Annotated in this window: 17 protein-coding genes; 12 read left to right on the forward strand and 5 right to left on the reverse strand. The window is 55.8% G+C overall.

From position 1 onward, the window contains the following. The first annotated feature begins 222 nt into the window (after positions 1-222). The 3 genes from P3T40_RS14025 to P3T40_RS14035 all read left to right on the forward strand — a co-directional run bounded on the left by P3T40_RS14025 (position 223) and on the right by P3T40_RS14035 (position 2,774). Positions 223-1,077: a hypothetical protein gene (locus P3T40_RS14025; protein ID WP_429268308.1), complete on the forward strand. Its 855-nt coding sequence runs from the start codon at positions 223-225 to the stop codon at positions 1,075-1,077. Between the two features lie 107 nt (positions 1,078-1,184). Further along, positions 1,185-2,219 carry a DUF6236 family protein gene (locus tag P3T40_RS14030; RefSeq protein ID WP_429268309.1) on the forward strand — a complete coding sequence of 345 codons (1,035 nt, stop codon included), beginning with the start codon at positions 1,185-1,187 and terminating at the stop codon, positions 2,217-2,219. A gap of 180 nt (positions 2,220-2,399) precedes the next feature. Next, complete coding sequence (locus P3T40_RS14035; protein WP_429268310.1) at positions 2,400-2,774, forward strand: hypothetical protein; 375 nt, start codon at positions 2,400-2,402, stop codon at positions 2,772-2,774. Between the two features lie 171 nt (positions 2,775-2,945). On the opposite strand, the gene P3T40_RS14040 is transcribed toward P3T40_RS14035, so the two are convergent. Beyond that, positions 2,946-3,461 (reverse strand): ImmA/IrrE family metallo-endopeptidase, encoded by a 516-nt coding sequence (locus P3T40_RS14040; RefSeq protein ID WP_429268311.1) that lies wholly within the window; start codon positions 3,459-3,461, stop codon positions 2,946-2,948. Positions 3,462-3,464: 3 nt separating this feature from the next. Continuing rightward, positions 3,465-3,869 (reverse strand): helix-turn-helix domain-containing protein, encoded by a 405-nt coding sequence (locus P3T40_RS14045; protein WP_429268312.1) that lies wholly within the window; start codon positions 3,867-3,869, stop codon positions 3,465-3,467. A gap of 99 nt (positions 3,870-3,968) precedes the next feature. On the opposite strand from P3T40_RS14045, the gene P3T40_RS14050 reads away from it, so the two are divergent. The 5 genes from P3T40_RS14050 (at position 3,969) to P3T40_RS14070 (ending at position 8,112) form a co-directional block, all read left to right on the forward strand. Then, a complete protein-coding gene (locus tag P3T40_RS14050; protein ID WP_429268313.1) occupies positions 3,969-4,457 on the forward strand; it encodes a hypothetical protein in 489 nt (162 codons plus the stop codon). Next, positions 4,450-4,911, forward strand: coding sequence for a DUF7665 family protein (locus P3T40_RS14055; protein WP_429268314.1), 462 nt, complete (start codon positions 4,450-4,452; stop codon positions 4,909-4,911). Before P3T40_RS14050 ends, P3T40_RS14055 begins: the two co-directional genes overlap by 8 nt. After that, on the forward strand, positions 4,874-5,395 hold the full coding sequence (locus P3T40_RS14060) for a hypothetical protein (protein ID WP_429268315.1): 522 nt from the start codon (positions 4,874-4,876) through the stop codon (positions 5,393-5,395). Before P3T40_RS14055 ends, P3T40_RS14060 begins: the two co-directional genes overlap by 38 nt. Positions 5,396-6,061: 666 nt before the next feature. Next, entirely contained in the window at positions 6,062-6,766 is a 705-nt protein-coding gene (locus P3T40_RS14065; protein ID WP_429268316.1) for a hypothetical protein, read from the forward strand. Positions 6,767-7,065: 299 nt separating this feature from the next. Next, entirely contained in the window at positions 7,066-8,112 is a 1,047-nt protein-coding gene (locus tag P3T40_RS14070) for a hypothetical protein (RefSeq protein ID WP_429268317.1), read from the forward strand. Positions 8,113-8,161: 49 nt separating this feature from the next. Here the strand turns inward: P3T40_RS14070 and P3T40_RS14075 are convergent, their stop codons facing one another. Further along, on the reverse strand, positions 8,162-9,772 hold the full coding sequence (locus tag P3T40_RS14075; protein ID WP_429268318.1) for a hypothetical protein: 1,611 nt from the start codon (positions 9,770-9,772) through the stop codon (positions 8,162-8,164). Between the two features lie 296 nt (positions 9,773-10,068). On the opposite strand from P3T40_RS14075, the gene P3T40_RS14080 reads away from it, so the two are divergent. After that, positions 10,069-10,758, forward strand: coding sequence for an SOS response-associated peptidase (locus P3T40_RS14080; protein ID WP_429268319.1), 690 nt, complete (start codon positions 10,069-10,071; stop codon positions 10,756-10,758). A 304-nt stretch (positions 10,759-11,062) separates the two neighbouring features. Then, positions 11,063-11,521, forward strand: a complete 459-nt coding sequence (locus P3T40_RS14085) for an HU family DNA-binding protein (RefSeq protein WP_429268320.1) — start codon at positions 11,063-11,065, stop codon at positions 11,519-11,521. Positions 11,522-11,687: 166 nt separating this feature from the next. Here P3T40_RS14085 and P3T40_RS14090 read toward each other — a convergent pair whose 3' ends face one another. Together P3T40_RS14090 and hxlB are read right to left on the reverse strand one after the other, a co-directional pair. Next, positions 11,688-11,975: a hypothetical protein gene (locus P3T40_RS14090; protein ID WP_429268321.1), complete on the reverse strand. Its 288-nt coding sequence runs from the start codon at positions 11,973-11,975 to the stop codon at positions 11,688-11,690. Positions 11,976-12,650: 675 nt separating this feature from the next. Then, a complete protein-coding gene (hxlB, locus tag P3T40_RS14095) occupies positions 12,651-13,226 on the reverse strand; it encodes a 6-phospho-3-hexuloisomerase (RefSeq protein ID WP_429268322.1) in 576 nt (191 codons plus the stop codon). Between the two features lie 447 nt (positions 13,227-13,673). On the opposite strand from hxlB, the gene P3T40_RS14100 reads away from it, so the two are divergent. Beyond that, positions 13,674-15,185, forward strand: a complete 1,512-nt coding sequence (locus P3T40_RS14100) for a sugar ABC transporter ATP-binding protein (RefSeq protein WP_429268323.1) — start codon at positions 13,674-13,676, stop codon at positions 15,183-15,185. Then, positions 15,182-16,195 carry an ABC transporter permease gene (locus P3T40_RS14105; RefSeq protein WP_429268324.1) on the forward strand — a complete coding sequence of 338 codons (1,014 nt, stop codon included), beginning with the start codon at positions 15,182-15,184 and terminating at the stop codon, positions 16,193-16,195. Before P3T40_RS14100 ends, P3T40_RS14105 begins: the two co-directional genes overlap by 4 nt. Positions 16,196-16,239: the final 44 nt, after the last annotated feature.

Raw genomic sequence — 16,239 nt, forward strand, 5'->3', positions numbered from 1 at the left:
GGTTGTTAGTGTACCGAGCGTGTTAAATACCGTTGGGGAAAACGAATGGAGAGGAAATGTTGAGCGATGACCTGCGAACGATAATCAATGATTCGTGGACCGCAGCAAAAGCCGTGAATGAAGCTGAGGAATCTAAACTTGCAGCTTGTTCTTTTAGGGTTTTGCTGTCACAGACGACCGTAGACTCTATTGCACAGTCACCTGCACAGGAACGAGCAAATAATGGACCAACCTAAATCCCCATCCGACTTCCCTGAATGGCATGCGCTCCGACGCGAATCCGCCCTCGTCTGTCACCTACTCGGGTCAGGTGCAACGGCGCTAGGACGGGCGAACTACGCAGACAAGACAGGCGAATACTATACGGCGTTCTTCGCCCTCTCTGTCGGTTTGGAGCGCCTAGCAAAGCTGGTGCTAGTTGCTGACTACGCGTTGTCGAACAGTGGAAACCTGCCGCGACAGAACGTCGTCAGTAAGTTCGGACATAAACTCGCTGACCTAATGGATGCAGCGAATGCAGTCCAAGTTAGACATAACATCGTCCTCAAGCATTCACGACCGCAAATCGACATCACAACAAAAATCGTCGACTGCCTAGATGCTTTCGCAGATGCTCGTCGAGGCCGATACGCCAATTTTGCAGCTCTTGGTGACCCAAATCTCGGACAGGAATTTGAGCCGATTTCGAAATGGTGGACGGAGGTCGCCGAACTGATTCTAGGAAAACACTATTATGGAAAGCCCCCCGAAAAACTGGTCAATCATCGCGCAACGATGCTTAGTGATAGATTGTCCAACCATACCTTTTCGTGGTTCGTGAATGAAAACGAAGAAACGATGGATGACCTGCTATCAACGTCAACTCGAATGGGCCAAACACATCTAGTCCAAACCTTCGGGCGGTATTACACGTTGACCATCGTACGCTGGCTGTCATACCTCTTTTCTGAGCTTTGTGACATGGTATGTCCAGGAAACAGCGTCGGTGTTTTTTCGGGACATGGTGAGCACCTGAATACGTGCATGGTTGATGATAGCTTCCTGAAGACCCGGAAGGTCTGGCCCCTAGGTTCATAGTTTGCATACTATCCTGATAAGTCAAAAATGGCTGGGATGACGCGAGCCATGTTCCGCGAACGACTGTTAGCATGTGCGACCTGAACTGCTGATTCTCTAAGCCCAAGATGCGAAACAACGCGCTTTATTTTCCATATATCTCGGTTCCCAACGAGCGTTGGACAATCAAGACCCTACTCTATTGGGACAAGTTGTCTTCTATCGTGCCAATGGAGTACATCGACCGCCCCGAAGCGTTGGACGACTTCATGCGCCGATTGGTGGAGGCAGGCATGGTCGAGCAGCTATTTCCGGCACAGTATCTGCAGCACATCAACGAGTTTGAAAAGCTCTTTGTGGAGCTTGTAGACCGGCAGATGGGGAGAACACATGTGTCACCTACGAAGCATGAGGTGCGACGCATACGCATACATGTCGAAAAGCTCGGGAACATCCCGGAGTATCTACTCGACCGAGGTCTAGCCACGCGAGTGAGTTACGCGTGGTACGACGTCGATGAACCTGTCGCCAATCTTTTTATGGCATACCTCGCATCGTGCCTGGGCAGCATCCCCGAAATTGATGCTGCGCCCGTGACAAATAAATTGGCGTTTGCGAATTTATTCGGCGGGGGCAGTCGACTACGAGTCGGGGAACGTATGCTGCACCAGCAGAAGGCTCGGGAGGTCGTACTGACTGCGCTTCTACCGTTTCCCGACGAATCAGTGACCTTGGACCAGTTGGTCGCGTTTAAGGAGCGTCATGGTCACTTGCTCCCGGCACTGCGTCAACTCGTGGAGGCACGATGCGCATTAATTGCGGAATTGGACGATGTGGAGCATCGACTCATTGCGACTCAGCAGCTAATCGACGAGTCACGACAACAGGTAGACGAGCTAGTCGATGCCATGAGGCCGAACTGGGCGAAGATAGCGTTTGGGTCATTAGTGCCGTTGCTTGCGACTGGTCTGGCAATTAAATCAGGAGATTTTGCGAGCGCTTCAGCGGCCACAACTGCGGGCCTGCAATACGCCGCGACGGCGTACCAGTCGCTGACCGCCGTCCACGGGTTGAGTGGCAGCCAACAACTACAGCCCTTGGCATTTATCGCACACGCTCGGACGGAACTGCATCTGCCGTCGCGGCAACAAAGCATTGAGTAATGCCCAGTCGTACCTACCGCTATCCGATAGCACTGCCGCAAGGCGCGATGCGGTCTGTGACGTCTAACGTCTAGCGAATGGCGAAGGCGGGTGCTCGCGACACGTCGACTTTCAATGCCGAGCCCTGCAAGATTTGCGGAGGTTATTGGCTCCGCCGCGGTTTAACAGGTCACCACTGAAATGGGATACGACGTTCACATCACGCGCAAAGAGAACTGGTTCGACGACGGACCGGAAATCGGTGTTTACGAGTGGAAGACCTTTATAGATACGGATGACGAAATGCGGCTCGATGGCTATGCCGAGGCAAAGCTGCCCGATGGACATGCGTTGCGTGTGGACAGTGACGGCCTGGTCATCTGGACGGCATATCGCGGCAGTACGGCCGGAGGAAACATGGCGTGGTTCGATTTCCGGTCCGGCAATGTTGTCGTCAAGAATCCCGATGTCAGCATTCTCAGCAAGATGTGGCAAATCGCTCAGAAGCTCGGCGCTCGCGTGCAAAGCGACGATTGCGAAATTTACGGTTCTGACGGAAGCATCGTCGCGTCATGAGCCTGTTTCTGCCGTGAGCATTACGAAACGTCTGCCGGTATTCCACGATAGGCGACTGTGGGCTGATACCTGTTTTATAGACACCGAGTAGAGGAAAGCAGTCACGCTCAGAAAGCAAAACGCCTTCCAAATAGTCGGGAAGGCGTCGTGAGAGATAGAGCAAAAAATCAGTTATCCCAGGTTTCTTACTCGATACTCCATCGTCTGACGGCTTACCTTGAACTGCTTCGCGAGCTCGCCCAATGGATTCTCGTCATCAATATCAAAGGTATGGTCAGCGATTGCTTTCAGAACAAGCGGCTCTGGCATCAGGAGCGCGGCAGCGAACTGATTCGCCTCCACCTCAACCCGCTGCGTACCAGTGCCTGCGTTACTGTCTCGCATCAAAACCTTGAATTGCTTGTCGACATGCACAGAGTTGGTAATCAGCTCTCTGTGAAGCATGTAGTGACCCAGTTCATGAGCGATTGTGAATCGCTGCCTGTTGGGATGATGCAGAGCGTTGACACCAATGATTGGTCGACCATCCTTGACGAATATCATTCCAGACAGCTCATCATCGAGTCGTGCGTACCTAATCTCCACTCCCAAGTATTTCGCAATTGAATCTACTGGGACGGGCGCACTGGTTATGTCACATTGCCGAAGTAGTTCTTTTGCTTTTGCGGCAGGACTTGGCCTTTTCATCAATTATCTCGTCTGGTCAATAGCGGCCAACTCTTCGGCCTGACTGCCTGAATCGGAAAAGACTCTCAACACCTGAAGTTTCTGTCGGTCATCCAAACCTGGAGGTAAAGGCACGTCTTGCTCCGTTGGAGCGGACACTTTTGGCATCTCGACAAGCAAGTCTTTGACGTCAAGTTGGAGTGCGTCTGCGATGTCATAGAGATGGTGAACCAAGACCTTCTGCCTACCGGCCTCTATGTTGGCCAGAGATGCCCTGGAGATTTGCAATGCAGCGGCCAGCTTGTCCTGAGTTAGGGACAAGTGCTTCCGGCGGCTCTTTATGGCTTCCCCAATCAGGGGATAGATATCTGCGGTTCCCATATGCGCGAGTGTAGCGCCGCGCGACGCGGGTGTCAATATTGCAAACATTTATGCTTGTGTAGCAAACAATTGAATTGTTTGCGTGGTTGTCGTAAGTGTGGGAAGATTGCTCCAACGCTGGCAGGGTGCCGGCAAGGAGAATCGATAATGGCTATGGAGATTCTGGTCGACGGAGAGGGCTTCGCGGACGTGGAGTTCATCCAAATCGAGGAAGATGCGCCGATGTTGCGCATCGTGGAAATCGTCGCAGCCCGCAAAGGCGGGGATGCGGCGCTGCTCGCCTTGTTCGTGGAGGATATGGAGGAGCCGTGCGACCCGACCCAGCCGGTGCCGCACCACCACCGCAAGCGTGTGCACCATGTGCACCGCCAAAAGCGCATCGCGGTCACGGTCGACTATGGCGGCGACACGATTGAGCACGCGTACCCGCCGTCGGCAACGGTTATGTCGGTGCTGAGATGGGCCGTCGGCCCGGAGGGCTTCAACATCGCCCCGACGTTCGCTGCGGAGATGCAACTCGCTCTCGTTGGTTCGCTCACGGAGCTTTCGGACGCGGCGCACATTGGTCGCTACGTACACGGGCACGAACACAAGCTTGAGCTCACCCTCATCCGCGGGGTGATTCCGAATGGCTGATGATGGCCGCTCCCCGGTAATGGTCGCCATCGACACTGACCTTGACTCTACCGAGTTCAAGGTTGGTGTCGCCAGAGGCTTTTGGCGTCTCGTGGAAGCGAGGTTTCCGTTCTACATTTTTGCGGTCACGCAGCAAGCGTCCAGCGGACCGGGCAAGGAATATTTCTTTCGCTTCGAGCTCAACGGTTATCCCGCAGTGGGGCCAAAAGCGTTGATTTGGGACCTCGAAAAGGCACAACCGCTTGAGACCCCGTTACGCCCAAACCACAACCAGGTGCAGCGCGAGGCGTTCAAGGATTGGGGCGACCATACGGTCTATCGTCCGTGGGAACGTTGCTCTGGCGCGCACAACAACTGGAACACGACATATTCCAAGCTCGCGTGGAACCCGACTCGCAACCTAACTTATCCACTCAATGACCTTTATCAAATCCTTAATCGCGGCGGCGGTTGATTGGTTTTGTGGCAGTTCACCTAAAGTCCTGTGCGGCGCACACGTCTGGCGCGAAGGTGTTGCCGAACTGAGGCGGCGTGCGAATGGAAGGCGGGAGAGCGGGGCATTCCTGCTCGGCAACATCGAAAAGGACGTTCGCGTTATCCGAAAATTCCTCTTCTATGACGACATCGACCCTCATTGCTTCGACAACGGCATCGTCGAGTTTAACGGCCGTCTCCTGCATGTGGTGCACACCGAATGCCGGAAGCTGGGTTTGCGCCTAGTCGCAGACGTGCACGTGCATCCCGGTGGGTATGGGCAAAGCAGCAGCGACCGCGAAAATCCAATGGACCCACGTAGCGGCCACATCGCGATGATTCTCCCGAATTTCGCGAAGGGCGAGTTTGTTCCCGGCGAGTTCGGCATCTATGAGTTCCAGGGGCGTGATAACTGGATTAACCATAGTCAAGAAGGCAAACGGTTCTTCAAGCTGACGAGGTGACGTATGGGTTTCACGAAGAGAAAGTCGCGCATCCAGTTGGCGCTCGTCGGGTCCGGCAAGTTCGACCTCAACCAGACGCAACATCAATTGGAGGACGTACATCTGCGCGTCCATCTGTCAGTCGCCGACCCCGAGTCTGCGACCGGTCAAACTGCGTTTTTGACCGCTGTCGCGCTCGGATGTCGTTGCTTCGGCCGCGTGTCCGTCGCTGGCGCCTCCGGCGTTCCGTACCGCGCAACACTTCCGCTCGACGCTGACACTCTTGATGAAGCCGCGGCGCTCGTCGGCGCCACTTCATCGGACACGCCGCCTACGCACTCGATTCTGGTTGGTCACTGCGCCGCTGCGGATGTCGCGTCGATGGCCGTCAGGGCGACCTGGAAGCATTGGATTGCGGCTACGGCTCCTGCCGGCGATGCCGCTGAACCCTGTGAAGGGTCGTTTTCGCTCGCTGCTGTAGCCGCCGTCGCGCTCGCCGTCGGCGAGGTGTTCCAGCAACGCCTTAGCAACCCTCGCGCGGGGCGTCGAGGCCAGCAAATCTCGCTTTGGAGCCCAGGCGCGACCGAGGTAGGACCCGTAAACCCAAATGCAGTGCGGCTCCCGCGAGATATCTGGCTCATCGGGCTTGGGAATCTCGGGCAGGCATATCTTTGGACGCTTGCATCCTTGAACTTCCAGTATCCAAAGGAAGTCTCGTTCGTGCTTCAAGACTTTGACCGCATCGACGACGAAAACTTTGCGACGTCGATTTTGACCGGCACCGATGACGAAGGTACGCTGAAGACCCTCATCGCGGAACAGTGGTGCCTTGAGCGCCAATTCCGGGTGAATCGTATCGACCGCGCCCTTGATGAGCGCACTGTCGTCGGTCCTCAGGAACCACGTCTCGCCTTTTCAGGGTTGGACAAAATCAGCGTGCGCAAGCTTCTTGGTGGCTGTGGTTTTCAGTACATTGTCGACGCAGGCCTCGGAGCTAATGCTGGCGACTTTGACCGCTTCCGCATCAACACGTTTGACGAGACCTTTCTGCCCAGTGCGCACTTCGAGGGCCAAGACGACGCTGACGAAAGTGAGCGAGCAAATGCATTTGTGGAAGCCTCGACCGCGTACAAGGAGGCAGTCGAGTCGGCTAGCCCTGAAGAAGCTTGCGGTCTGCTTGCAATTGCTGGCAAGAGCGTTGCGGTCCCTTACGTCAGTTCACTTGCAGCATGCCTCGTGGTCGCGCAGGCGATTCGCCTCGTCAGCGGCTACGCACCGTATAAGAGCATTGTGGGGCAAGTCAGAAATCTCGAGGGCGTCGGGGCTCATCTTGGAGTGCAGGCCGACCGGCTAACTGTTGGCGCCACGCCTCACGGCGGCGAACAGGGCTGAGGCAGCTAGCAACGCTCTCCACGGGGCTCATCGTCTCAGCTTGAGTTCGGTTCGCAAAAAATGATGCGCCCAAGGAACGCATCGGCACCAGAGTGAAAAGCGCATCCAACGGAAGCGCAGCGAGAAGGCATCGCGCTGGTGACGCTTCGAAACAAACGCCAGAAACATCAATTGACCCAGATGGGAATGTAGTCAATGCCGGTGGAGCGGAAGTGCCCAACTGGCATCGGGACTAGCTTCTCGGTTAAGAAAAGACCTGCTAGCGGTTAGAAGCGATACAACATCGAGAAGGGACGAACGTGCAGACGCTAGAAGAGCTGAGCGGCGAATTTCTTAAGAATGCCGACCAGATTGCGACCGAACTCATCGCTGGATTCGGCCTAAAACACACGCGGTCGGTGGAGGGCTTACACGCGCCGCTCTTGCGGTGGCTGGATTACCGCTTGCGAATAATCGACCCTCGCCCACGTCAAATCTACTGTTCTGACCGGTTTCCGAAGTCGCTTGACGAGTCGACCGCCCGAGCGCTTCGGACAATCGAGCGGGCCATCTTGAACGGCGACGACGTAAATCCCTTCCAAAGCAAGGGGTTGATGCGTACCGATTCCAGTGGAAAAAACCGGAATGAAAGGACCGACCTGCTTTGGGCGGACTGGGGAATTCACCATCTGCACATCGCTGAAAAACAGGAGGGTGGACAGGCCTATTTTTCCGGCCGTGGCGATTTTCTACTGTTCGCGATGTTTGGCCAAGATTTCGCATTGTTCGTCGATGTACAACCTCATTCTACCGACCCGAAGCACGGCGACCCCTTACGCTTCGTTCGAGACGACCTAATTCGTGTGGTGGCGCGAAATTGGCCCTCTGTCGTAGAGCCCTTCCAACTAAAAGGCGTATTTATTCCCGAGCGCCAGATTGGCGATGCGGACCGCAAGTTACTTCGAAAATCGGGCATCGACGCGCCGTTGGTAATAGACGGGAAGGCCTATTTCTCGCCCGGCCATGGCGTGACGTCCGCATCAACTCCAGGAAGGGTGACAGATGCGATAACGAAGTTGCGGCGCAATTTGCGCGCACTCGCGCACCTCGTGTTAGAGCCAAGTGGTCAGTTCCAGGCGGTCTTACCAGAGTCCTGTCGGGTTGCCAGCCATTTTTCGCTACTACTTCTCCCAGAGGGAGTTTTCGTCTATGAAAAGTCCGTTGACCGTGGCTGGGCGTTTCCCGACGCGAAATTCGACGGAACCGATAGCTTCTTCGGCGAAATATCGGATGCCCTTTCGCCGCCGTGGGTGAAGGACGCGATGCAGGCAGGGAAGAATTCAGCGGGTGGCGCCGACATCAAATGACTACGGCTGAACTGCCGACGGTACGCCACCGTGCGACACGCCGTAGGCTTCACTTGCCTCGTTTGCGATTTATGCTTCGGGACGCTTTAGCCGCCTTGGCGCGATTCCTTTTCGTCTGTTCTCGACGCTTCCGAGCGTGGCCAGCCCCGGCATCCTGTAAGTCATCATGACTCGGTGTCGCAAACGAGGGATATTCAGCCGCCCGCATGCGCCTCAATTCTGAGCTATCCGCAAGAATTCCGAGCTCTGCGCGGAAGTGCTCTAGCTCCGTACGGGTCTCATCATCGAGGTCGATGCACTCGTAGACAAACAGGTCTTCTGATGCACCGGGATAGTCTTTGTTCGGATGGTCAAACGCAATGCCGATGAAGAGTTTGCCGTCAGGGCACTTCAGTTTGGCGCACCTGCAGTAGGCGTGTAATACCGCCATGCGGTAGCGTCGATACTCCTCGTAGGTTTCGTGGCCTCGCTTGGGCACCGACAGAAATACATAGACACGGTCGGGGTTTTGCTCCGTCGTGAAAAGACGTGCGGCGCGCCCATCTGCTGCTCGCGCCTTGAGGAGTAGTCCTCGAAGGACGTCTATGAGGATGCGTCTCTGGAAACGGGACTCGCTCGCGATGACACGAAGGGCTTCTTCCGTTTCGTGATTTTCCTGTGCGTATCCCGGCGGCGCGACAAGCGCCGGGTCCCCGAGCTGAATGAACTGCTCGATTAATCTATCCCATTCGTAGCTGGGTCGGTCGAGTCGCTTCTTTGCGATGTACTCAGGTAGTCGAATGAGCCCGTCGAAGTGAGACTCATCGAAGATAGCTATATCCAGCGATTTGTCCTTCGCTGAGGGAGGTAGAAAGCTCCGCCCGAGTTCGTTTCCATTTCGCAGATATGAGGCGACCAGCTGCTCCTCTCCAGCAGCGACGACGCTGATATTCGAGGTAAGAAAGCTTTCTCGGTCGCAGAGGTATGAGATGAAATCAGATGCTGTATCCATCTCACGAAGTACGACCTCGAGCGCGAACTCGTCAAGTACATGAACGAATGCTTTCCCGGGTGCCACCAAGCCAACTGTGAATGGGTTATCGCCGTGCCCCTGACCATGAACATCCGTTCGAATTTGCAGCGTACCGCCACTTCCCTGGAAATATCGGCTGCAGGCATCGAAGCTACCACGGGTAACCGCTATTAGATGGAATCTTGCGTTTTCGATGCTGGGTATTGAGACCGGGAGCGGACGTTGACACTTGCTGTCGAGAAAAATTCTTTGTGGATAGCGCTTCAGCCAGTTCATTGCACCATAGAGCTGTCGAACAGACCCGTCCACCGCACGTCTATACCAGCGCTTCCAGGCGACATCGAGAGGCTTGTCGTCCTGAAATGCGACATGCTTATCGGAGAAGATAATGACATCGTTGCCGAATACCACCAGGACATCAGCGAATTCCTTCGCGCTGCCACGGCCGTCACGCATGTCCTCGTCGGTATGCAGATTGGCGAATGACCAAAGGCTGAGGAATGACCGTCGACAAAGCCGCATCAAGACGCGTTCGGAGGCATTCACTCCGTCCGCATCAGAGATGTCGAAAATGCCTGCGTTTGTAACTGCAGGCGCCGGTTCCGCAGCGGTGCCCGCCGTTGATGCTGCATCGCTTGCTTGGTTCATGACACACGGTCCCCCGTCGCTAGCCGCTCTTCAGGCCGCCTGCGCAATACATGTTGTTTCCGCCCAAATAGATGCAGCCTCGCAAGGAACGCTAACCTTCGGAATGACACTAATGGGCGTGCCGCCTTAAAGCATACCGCAGCCACTACTCTTTTACCGCCGACCCCTTACTGTTCCTCGCCTGGGCGAGTAATGGAATGCAAAACCTCACTGTAATCTAGGCTTCCGATGCTCACCTGTACGGCGACGGGACCGCTGGCAATCTGGAATATCATGTTCCGAGGAGGATGACACACATGTGCACAAGCTACGAGTCGAACAATCCGGCGGAACGCTTTGACGCCTTCAGCATTTTCCCCGTACCGAACTTTGCCTACAAGGGTGAGATATACAAAGACTACGGGGCTCCAATTTTCAGGGGCGGTGAAGATGGTTGGTCGACCGACGTAGCGTCGTTCGGCATGGTGCCACGGAAACGAATCGCGCCGCACGTGAAGCCCTACGACACAATGAACGCTCGCGTCGAGACAATCGGCGACAAGCGAAGCTTCAGCGCGGCATGGAAGCGACTACAGCTTTGCCTCATCCCATGCCGAACATTTTTCGAACCTAATTACGAAACAGGGAAGGCTGTGCGCTGGCGCATCCGGCTCGCCGGCAACGAGCCAACTGCGATAGCTGGGTTATGGCGTGCGTGGGAAGAGCCCGACGGCGGCGCTTCGCTATCCTTCACCATGCTCACGCTGAACGCGGACGAACACCCGCTCATGCGGCGCTTTCATAAGCCCGGCGACGAGAAGCGGTCTGTGGTCATTATCCGGCCGGACGCGTATGAGGACTGGCTGTCGTGCCGCAGCACCGACGAGGCGAGGTCATTTCTCCAACTGTACCCAGCGGACGAGATGTACGCAGAACTGTTTCCCTTGCCGCCGCGGGCGTCGAAGACGAAGCCCACAGATGAGGGGCAAGAGTCACTACTCGACTGACTCGCAACAAAGGGCCTTGGCGCCCCCGACGTTTAACTCGCGCGAGAGGTTTGGTCCTCTCGCCCGTGCCTCAAACCCTTTCTCATCGCCGTTTGCGTGGGCGCGCCCCTCTTCGGAGGGGTACAGGTCGTCGCTTTTGCGTCATCTCGGCGCAAAACCCCTTGTTTCAGGGCCTCGACCGTTGCAGTTTTAAATCCGAATTGCTACGCTAGCGCCAACCTGAGGATTTGGACCTTTGCGTATTGTCGATGACTACGCAAAGGCAAAGGTCTTGGGCAAACCTTTGGCCAATAACGAGGAATCTATGGCAACCACGAGTGCAACGAAAGCTGCAGCAAAGCCGGCTCCGAAGAAAGCTGTAACGCCGGTCGAGAAAAAGGCGAAGGCGCCGGCAGTGAAGAAGGCGGCGACTCCTGCCACGAAGAAGGCGGTCGCTGCCACGCCGCTGAAGCCTATCAAGGATTCGTTCACGAAGGCTTCGCTCGCCATCCACCTTGCCGGGCGCACAGGTCTCGAGCCGAAAGCCGCGAAGGCTTTGATGGCCGCGCTGGAAGAAACGGTGCTCGCGTCGGTCCACAAGAAAGGCGCGAAGGAGTTCACGCTGCCAGGTCTGCTGAAGGTTGTTGCTCAGGACGTGCCGGCAAAGAAGAAGCGCTTCGGCAAGGACCCGTTCACGGGTGAAGACAAGTGGTTTGCCGCGAAGCCTGCTTCGGTGCGTCTGAAAGTACGCCCGCTGAAGAAACTGAAGGACGCCGCTCTCTAAGCCGGACGGCTGGAAAGGAAGCCCCTCGCGACTGAAGTCTGAGGGGCTTTTTTGCTTCTATGCGTGAGGCACACGGGCCTTCATTTAATCTGGCTACCCAAGGTGCCGGGCGATACAGCCGGGCATTCAGCGTGCACTGCGATGAGCAACGCACGCGCGGACTATGTCACTTCAGCAACGATGGGAAATCGGGTGCATGTACTACCTTTGCAATCAGGTCCTGTACGGCCGGCATCAACGCCTGGGCAGTCTGGTTGCACGCAGTCTCACCGAAGTAGCTGGATGTGTACGAATACTTTTCCGCAACGCTCAGGCTACGACCGTTCGAGGACGACACCGTCAGGTCGAGATTCCACGCGCCACTAACCGACGAAAAGTCGATACTATCCAAACGGCCGGTGAGCTGAACTGGGGCGCCGGGTGCGTACACGCCGGCGATTTTGAGTTCTGACACAAGCCCGTGCTTTCCATCACGCGACGGTTCTGCGTGTGCTCACGCCGAACAGAACGGCAACTCGTATTACGGCATGTGGGAACAAGACTTAAGGGTATGTCGGTGCGGGAGAGGTGTCGAGTGTGTGCATGGGGTCGGTCTGCGCACGTGGCTTTCTTTCACCTGAATCTATCGCGGCCATTGCGAATGGTCTGCTCAAGCTCGTTGCCCGGCGCGCCTTACCTCGGCCGGCGACTGATTGAACGAGTGTGCCGTGACCGGCACAGCGTTCGCGGATGAGCGGCTCTTCTGGAAATCGGAGGCGCCGCCCGGCCGGCCAGTTTTGCTACTGATGCCCGCCGACTTCAGCGAGTCGGGTCTGCCACGGGATGGTTTTCGTTGTCCACCGTGTGCTGGGTGCGAGGTAAGTAGCCCGTGAGGGCTCATTGCCTGGAGAAGAAAAAGCCCGCCGTCAGGGGGCAAATCCACATCGTGGAGACGTGGATGAGACGTATTCGGTCCAGAAACCCTTGTCCAGCTACGGATTCGTATTGCAAAGGAACAACATCAATTTCTGACCACCTGAGCGTCGCAATTGCTGGGTCGCCGCGTCAACGTTCGCCGCATTGCGAACTCGACAGAAAGCATCGGCGAGCCCATCGTGAACCTTGATTCGGGCCCGCTCAGCACGTTGCATCACTCAAGATTTGCGTGCCGCTGAGCCATTTCTTCCTCACCTATGCCCTTCTTCATTTTCAGCCAACATATGATTGCCTCACATAGAAGGAAGAAGGCCTGTTCAAACAGAGTTCGCATCGGTTGAAGGTTCTGCGGATGTCCGTTATTCACCAAGCCGGTAGGCGCCGGAACTATCACAACTACGTCTGCCGCCATGGAGCGGACACCTGAGCGCCGCGCAGTGAAAAGCGCGACTCTAGCTCCCGCGGAGCGTCCCTGTTCAAGCACTGCGGAAACGCTGCGCGTTTCTCCTGAGCCGGAAGCCACGATGATTAGGTCGTCAGCCCCGACAGGGGGGCAGGGTAAGCCGCCCGCCATGTACGCTTCGAATCCCAAGTGATTCAACCTCATGCAGAACGCCTGGAGAAGGATTCCTGACCTGCCGGCGCCCAGGCAGAACACCCTCGGTGCACGCTCAATTTCTGCAACGAGTGCAGCAAGCTCAGCGGAACTCACCCCCTGCAGGGAGGCTTGGATTTGACCGAGGATGTCGCTCATCAGGCTCGGTATCTCCAGCTGTGTCAAATCGGTCATGGTCGCTCGCGTCAAGTTGATGGTGTCCGGCGGCCGGAAATCTGGTCCCCTCGTTTTGCCGCTTCACCTGTCGGACGGGAAAACGTCAAACTGTTGAGCTAACTATAACACCATCCTGAGCTTATGGTGAAGTTACACCATTTCATTTAGGACATACCCTAGTGTGGTGGACGCGAAATTTTCGAATCAATGCGCACGAAAACTCCCGTTCTGTCCGACGTTTCGTTCGCAAAGCGACATCACTCGCCCAGTCGTGGACGCCCAAAGGAACATTCACGTGAAATGGTAAAGATAGACCATAAATGTTGCATATCAAACTTTCTGAGTGTAGAGTGTGTTCATGGTTGAGCAAAGTCGCGATGCCAGCTGCGCCTGGCCCGACTTTCTGCCCAAATGCTCCTTGCCGAGTGGGCTTTTCAACCTTTCCTTGTACGCAGATATAAGGCGATGAAGATGGGAGACATACCAATTCTGGAGTTGCGCGGAATCGAGAAGCGATTTCCGGGCGTAATCGCGCTGAAAGACATGAGCTTCGCGGTTCGGAGGGGTTCGGTACACGTGATTTGCGGCGAAAACGGAGCCGGCAAGTCGACCCTGATGAAAATCGTCAGCGGCATTTACCAGCCGGACGGTGGGGAGATATTCGTCAATGGCGAGAAGGTCGTGGTTGACAGCCCGTCGACCGCGCGGCGACTGAAAATTTCGATGGTCACGCAGGAGCTCAACTACATCCCCGAAATCACCGTCGCGCAATCGCTGTTTCTTGGCGACGAGCCAAGAACGCGTTTCGGTTCGATTGATTGGAAAAAAATCTATGCGGATGCGAAGGCGCTGCTCGAGCGAGAGGGGCTGCACTACCGTCCCGACACGAAGCTCAAGGACCTGAGCGTGTCTGACCTCCAGATGCTCGAGATTATGAAGGCGGTTTCGCGCGAGGCGAACATCATCATTTTCGATGAGCCGACGTCCGCAATCACGTCGAAAGAGGTCGATGTCCTCTTCAAGAAAATCGATGAACTGAGAGCAAAGGGCGCGGGGATTGTTTATATCTCCCATCGCTTCGAGGAACTCTATCGTATTGCCGACGAAATCTCCGTCATCCGGGATGGCAGTCACGTCGCAACGCGACGCGCCAGCGAGATTGACATCGAAACAATCATTCAGATGATGGTCGGCCGGAAGCTCGATAACGTCTATCCACAAAAGCCGGAGCGCACGGTGGGCGCCACGGCGCTCGAAGTCAAGGGGCTTGGTGACGACGAACGGTTCTCGAACGTCAGCTTCAATGTCCGCAAGGGTGAAATCATCGGCCTCGCCGGCTTGATGGGCGCGGGACGCACTGAAGTGGTTCGTACGATATTCGGCCTTGACCCGTACACGACGGGAGAAATTCATGTGAACGGGGAGCAGGTTCGCATCCGGTCGGTTCAGGATGCGATTCGACTCAAAATCGCGATGCTATCCGAAGACCGGAAGCGCTACGGCATTGTGCCGATGCGGAGCATCACCGAGAACACCGGCCTCGTCTCGCTTGAGAAGTTTTTCAAGCGAGGCTATCGGGACGCGAAAACCGAGAAGCGGTTAATTGATGGAGCCAGCGAGCGGATGAAGGTCAAGGCACCGAGTTTCAATACGCAAATCGGGCTGCTCAGCGGCGGGAACCAGCAAAAGGTGATGCTCGCGAAGTGGATAATTTGCGAGCCGGATATCCTCATTCTCGACGAACCGACGCGCGGCATCGACGTCGGCGCGAAATTCGAAATCTACAAGATTATCTTTGAATTGGCCCAGGAAGGAAGGGCGGTCATTGTCATCTCGTCCGAACTGTCGGAATTGATTGCAATCTGCGACCGCATTTATGTGATGGCCAACGGACGAATCAGTGGAGAGCTGAAAGAACCTGAATTTAGTCAGGAAGGAGTCATGCGCCTCGCGACAATTGCTGGAGACGAAAATTGAGTACAACTACGCGTAATATGTCTGGTCGCTGGACGCTGCTGGCGAACGGCAGGTACAGCATCTACCTGATTCTGGTCGCGATGATTGTGGTGAGCTCGATTATCAGCCCCGTATTCCTTTCCACAACCAATTTCCTGAATATTTCTCGGCAGATTTCGATTACGACGATTCTGGCCTTCGGGCAGACGCTGTTAATCATCTGCGGCCTTATCGACCTCTCGGCAGGCTCCGTGCTCGCGCTTTCCGGGTTGCTATCGGTGATGTTCTTTAAGGCCACGGGTTCGTTCGTGCCGTCGATGCTGGTCGGAATCGCGATTGGCTCAGCGTGCGGGCTGGTGAACGGCTGGATTGTCACGCGCTTCAAAACGCCGGCCTTCATTGCGACGCTGGCGATGCAGACAGCGGCGCGAGGTGCGGCGCTGATGTTGACGAGTGGTCAGAATATTTATGAACTGGACAACTACGTCCGCTGGGGCCAGGGGTCGGTCTTAGGTGTTCCGTCGCCGGTCATCTTCCTCGTACTGATTGCGTTGCTGACCTGGTATGTATTGAACCATACGCGGCTCGGTCGCTACATCTACGCCATCGGGGGAAACCAGGAAGCCGCTCTAGCGTCGGGCATCCGAATCACCCGCATCAAAATGATGGCCTTCCTGTTGAACGGGGCACTCGTCGGGCTTGCCGGTGTGCTCTACATGTCGCGGGTCAATGCGGGGCTACCCAATGCGGGCATCGGCTTTGAATTCGATGCGATGACGGCTGCAATCATCGGCGGCACCAGCTTTTCAGGCGGTATCGGGACGGCGATTGGAACGCTGGCAGGCGCATTCATCATGGGCTTCCTCGGCAACATCATGAACCTTCTCGGTGTTCAGTCGTACCTGCAGCAAATCATCAAGGGCGGCATCATCGTGCTCGCTGTCGCGTACGACATATCTACAAAACATGGAAAGAAGAAGAAAAACGCCAAGACTGCGAAGCCGGAACAGGCGAAGGCAGCTGCTAATTGACGGTTTGGGCAGGGCAGTTCGAAAGGGTAGAAAACCTGACAGTG

It is taken from the genome of Paraburkholderia sp. EB58 (assembly GCF_050436665.1).
GTDB lineage: Bacteria > Pseudomonadota > Gammaproteobacteria > Burkholderiales > Burkholderiaceae > Paraburkholderia.

Excerpts from the sequence above, each read along its gene's own strand:
- P3T40_RS14040 (WP_429268311.1), bottom strand. The coding sequence starts at position 3,461 with ATGAAAAGGCCAAGTCCTGCCGCAAAAGCAAAAGAACTACTTCGGCAA.
- P3T40_RS14035 (WP_429268310.1), top strand. The coding sequence starts at position 2,400 with ATGGGATACGACGTTCACATCACGCGCAAAGAGAACTGGTTCGACGAC.
- P3T40_RS14055 (WP_429268314.1), top strand. The coding sequence starts at position 4,450 with ATGGCTGATGATGGCCGCTCCCCGGTAATGGTCGCCATCGACACTGAC.
- P3T40_RS14050 (WP_429268313.1), top strand. The coding sequence starts at position 3,969 with ATGGCTATGGAGATTCTGGTCGACGGAGAGGGCTTCGCGGACGTGGAG.
- P3T40_RS14025 (WP_429268308.1), top strand. The coding sequence starts at position 223 with ATGGACCAACCTAAATCCCCATCCGACTTCCCTGAATGGCATGCGCTC.
- P3T40_RS14075 (WP_429268318.1), bottom strand. The coding sequence starts at position 9,772 with ATGAACCAAGCAAGCGATGCAGCATCAACGGCGGGCACCGCTGCGGAA.
- P3T40_RS14085 (WP_429268320.1), top strand. The coding sequence starts at position 11,063 with ATGGCAACCACGAGTGCAACGAAAGCTGCAGCAAAGCCGGCTCCGAAG.
- hxlB (WP_429268322.1), bottom strand. The coding sequence starts at position 13,226 with ATGACCGATTTGACACAGCTGGAGATACCGAGCCTGATGAGCGACATC.
- P3T40_RS14030 (WP_429268309.1), top strand. The coding sequence starts at position 1,185 with ATGCGAAACAACGCGCTTTATTTTCCATATATCTCGGTTCCCAACGAG.
- P3T40_RS14045 (WP_429268312.1), bottom strand. The coding sequence starts at position 3,869 with ATGTTTGCAATATTGACACCCGCGTCGCGCGGCGCTACACTCGCGCAT.
- P3T40_RS14080 (WP_429268319.1), top strand. The coding sequence starts at position 10,069 with ATGTGCACAAGCTACGAGTCGAACAATCCGGCGGAACGCTTTGACGCC.
- P3T40_RS14100 (WP_429268323.1), top strand. The coding sequence starts at position 13,674 with ATGAAGATGGGAGACATACCAATTCTGGAGTTGCGCGGAATCGAGAAG.
- P3T40_RS14060 (WP_429268315.1), top strand. The coding sequence starts at position 4,874 with ATGACCTTTATCAAATCCTTAATCGCGGCGGCGGTTGATTGGTTTTGT.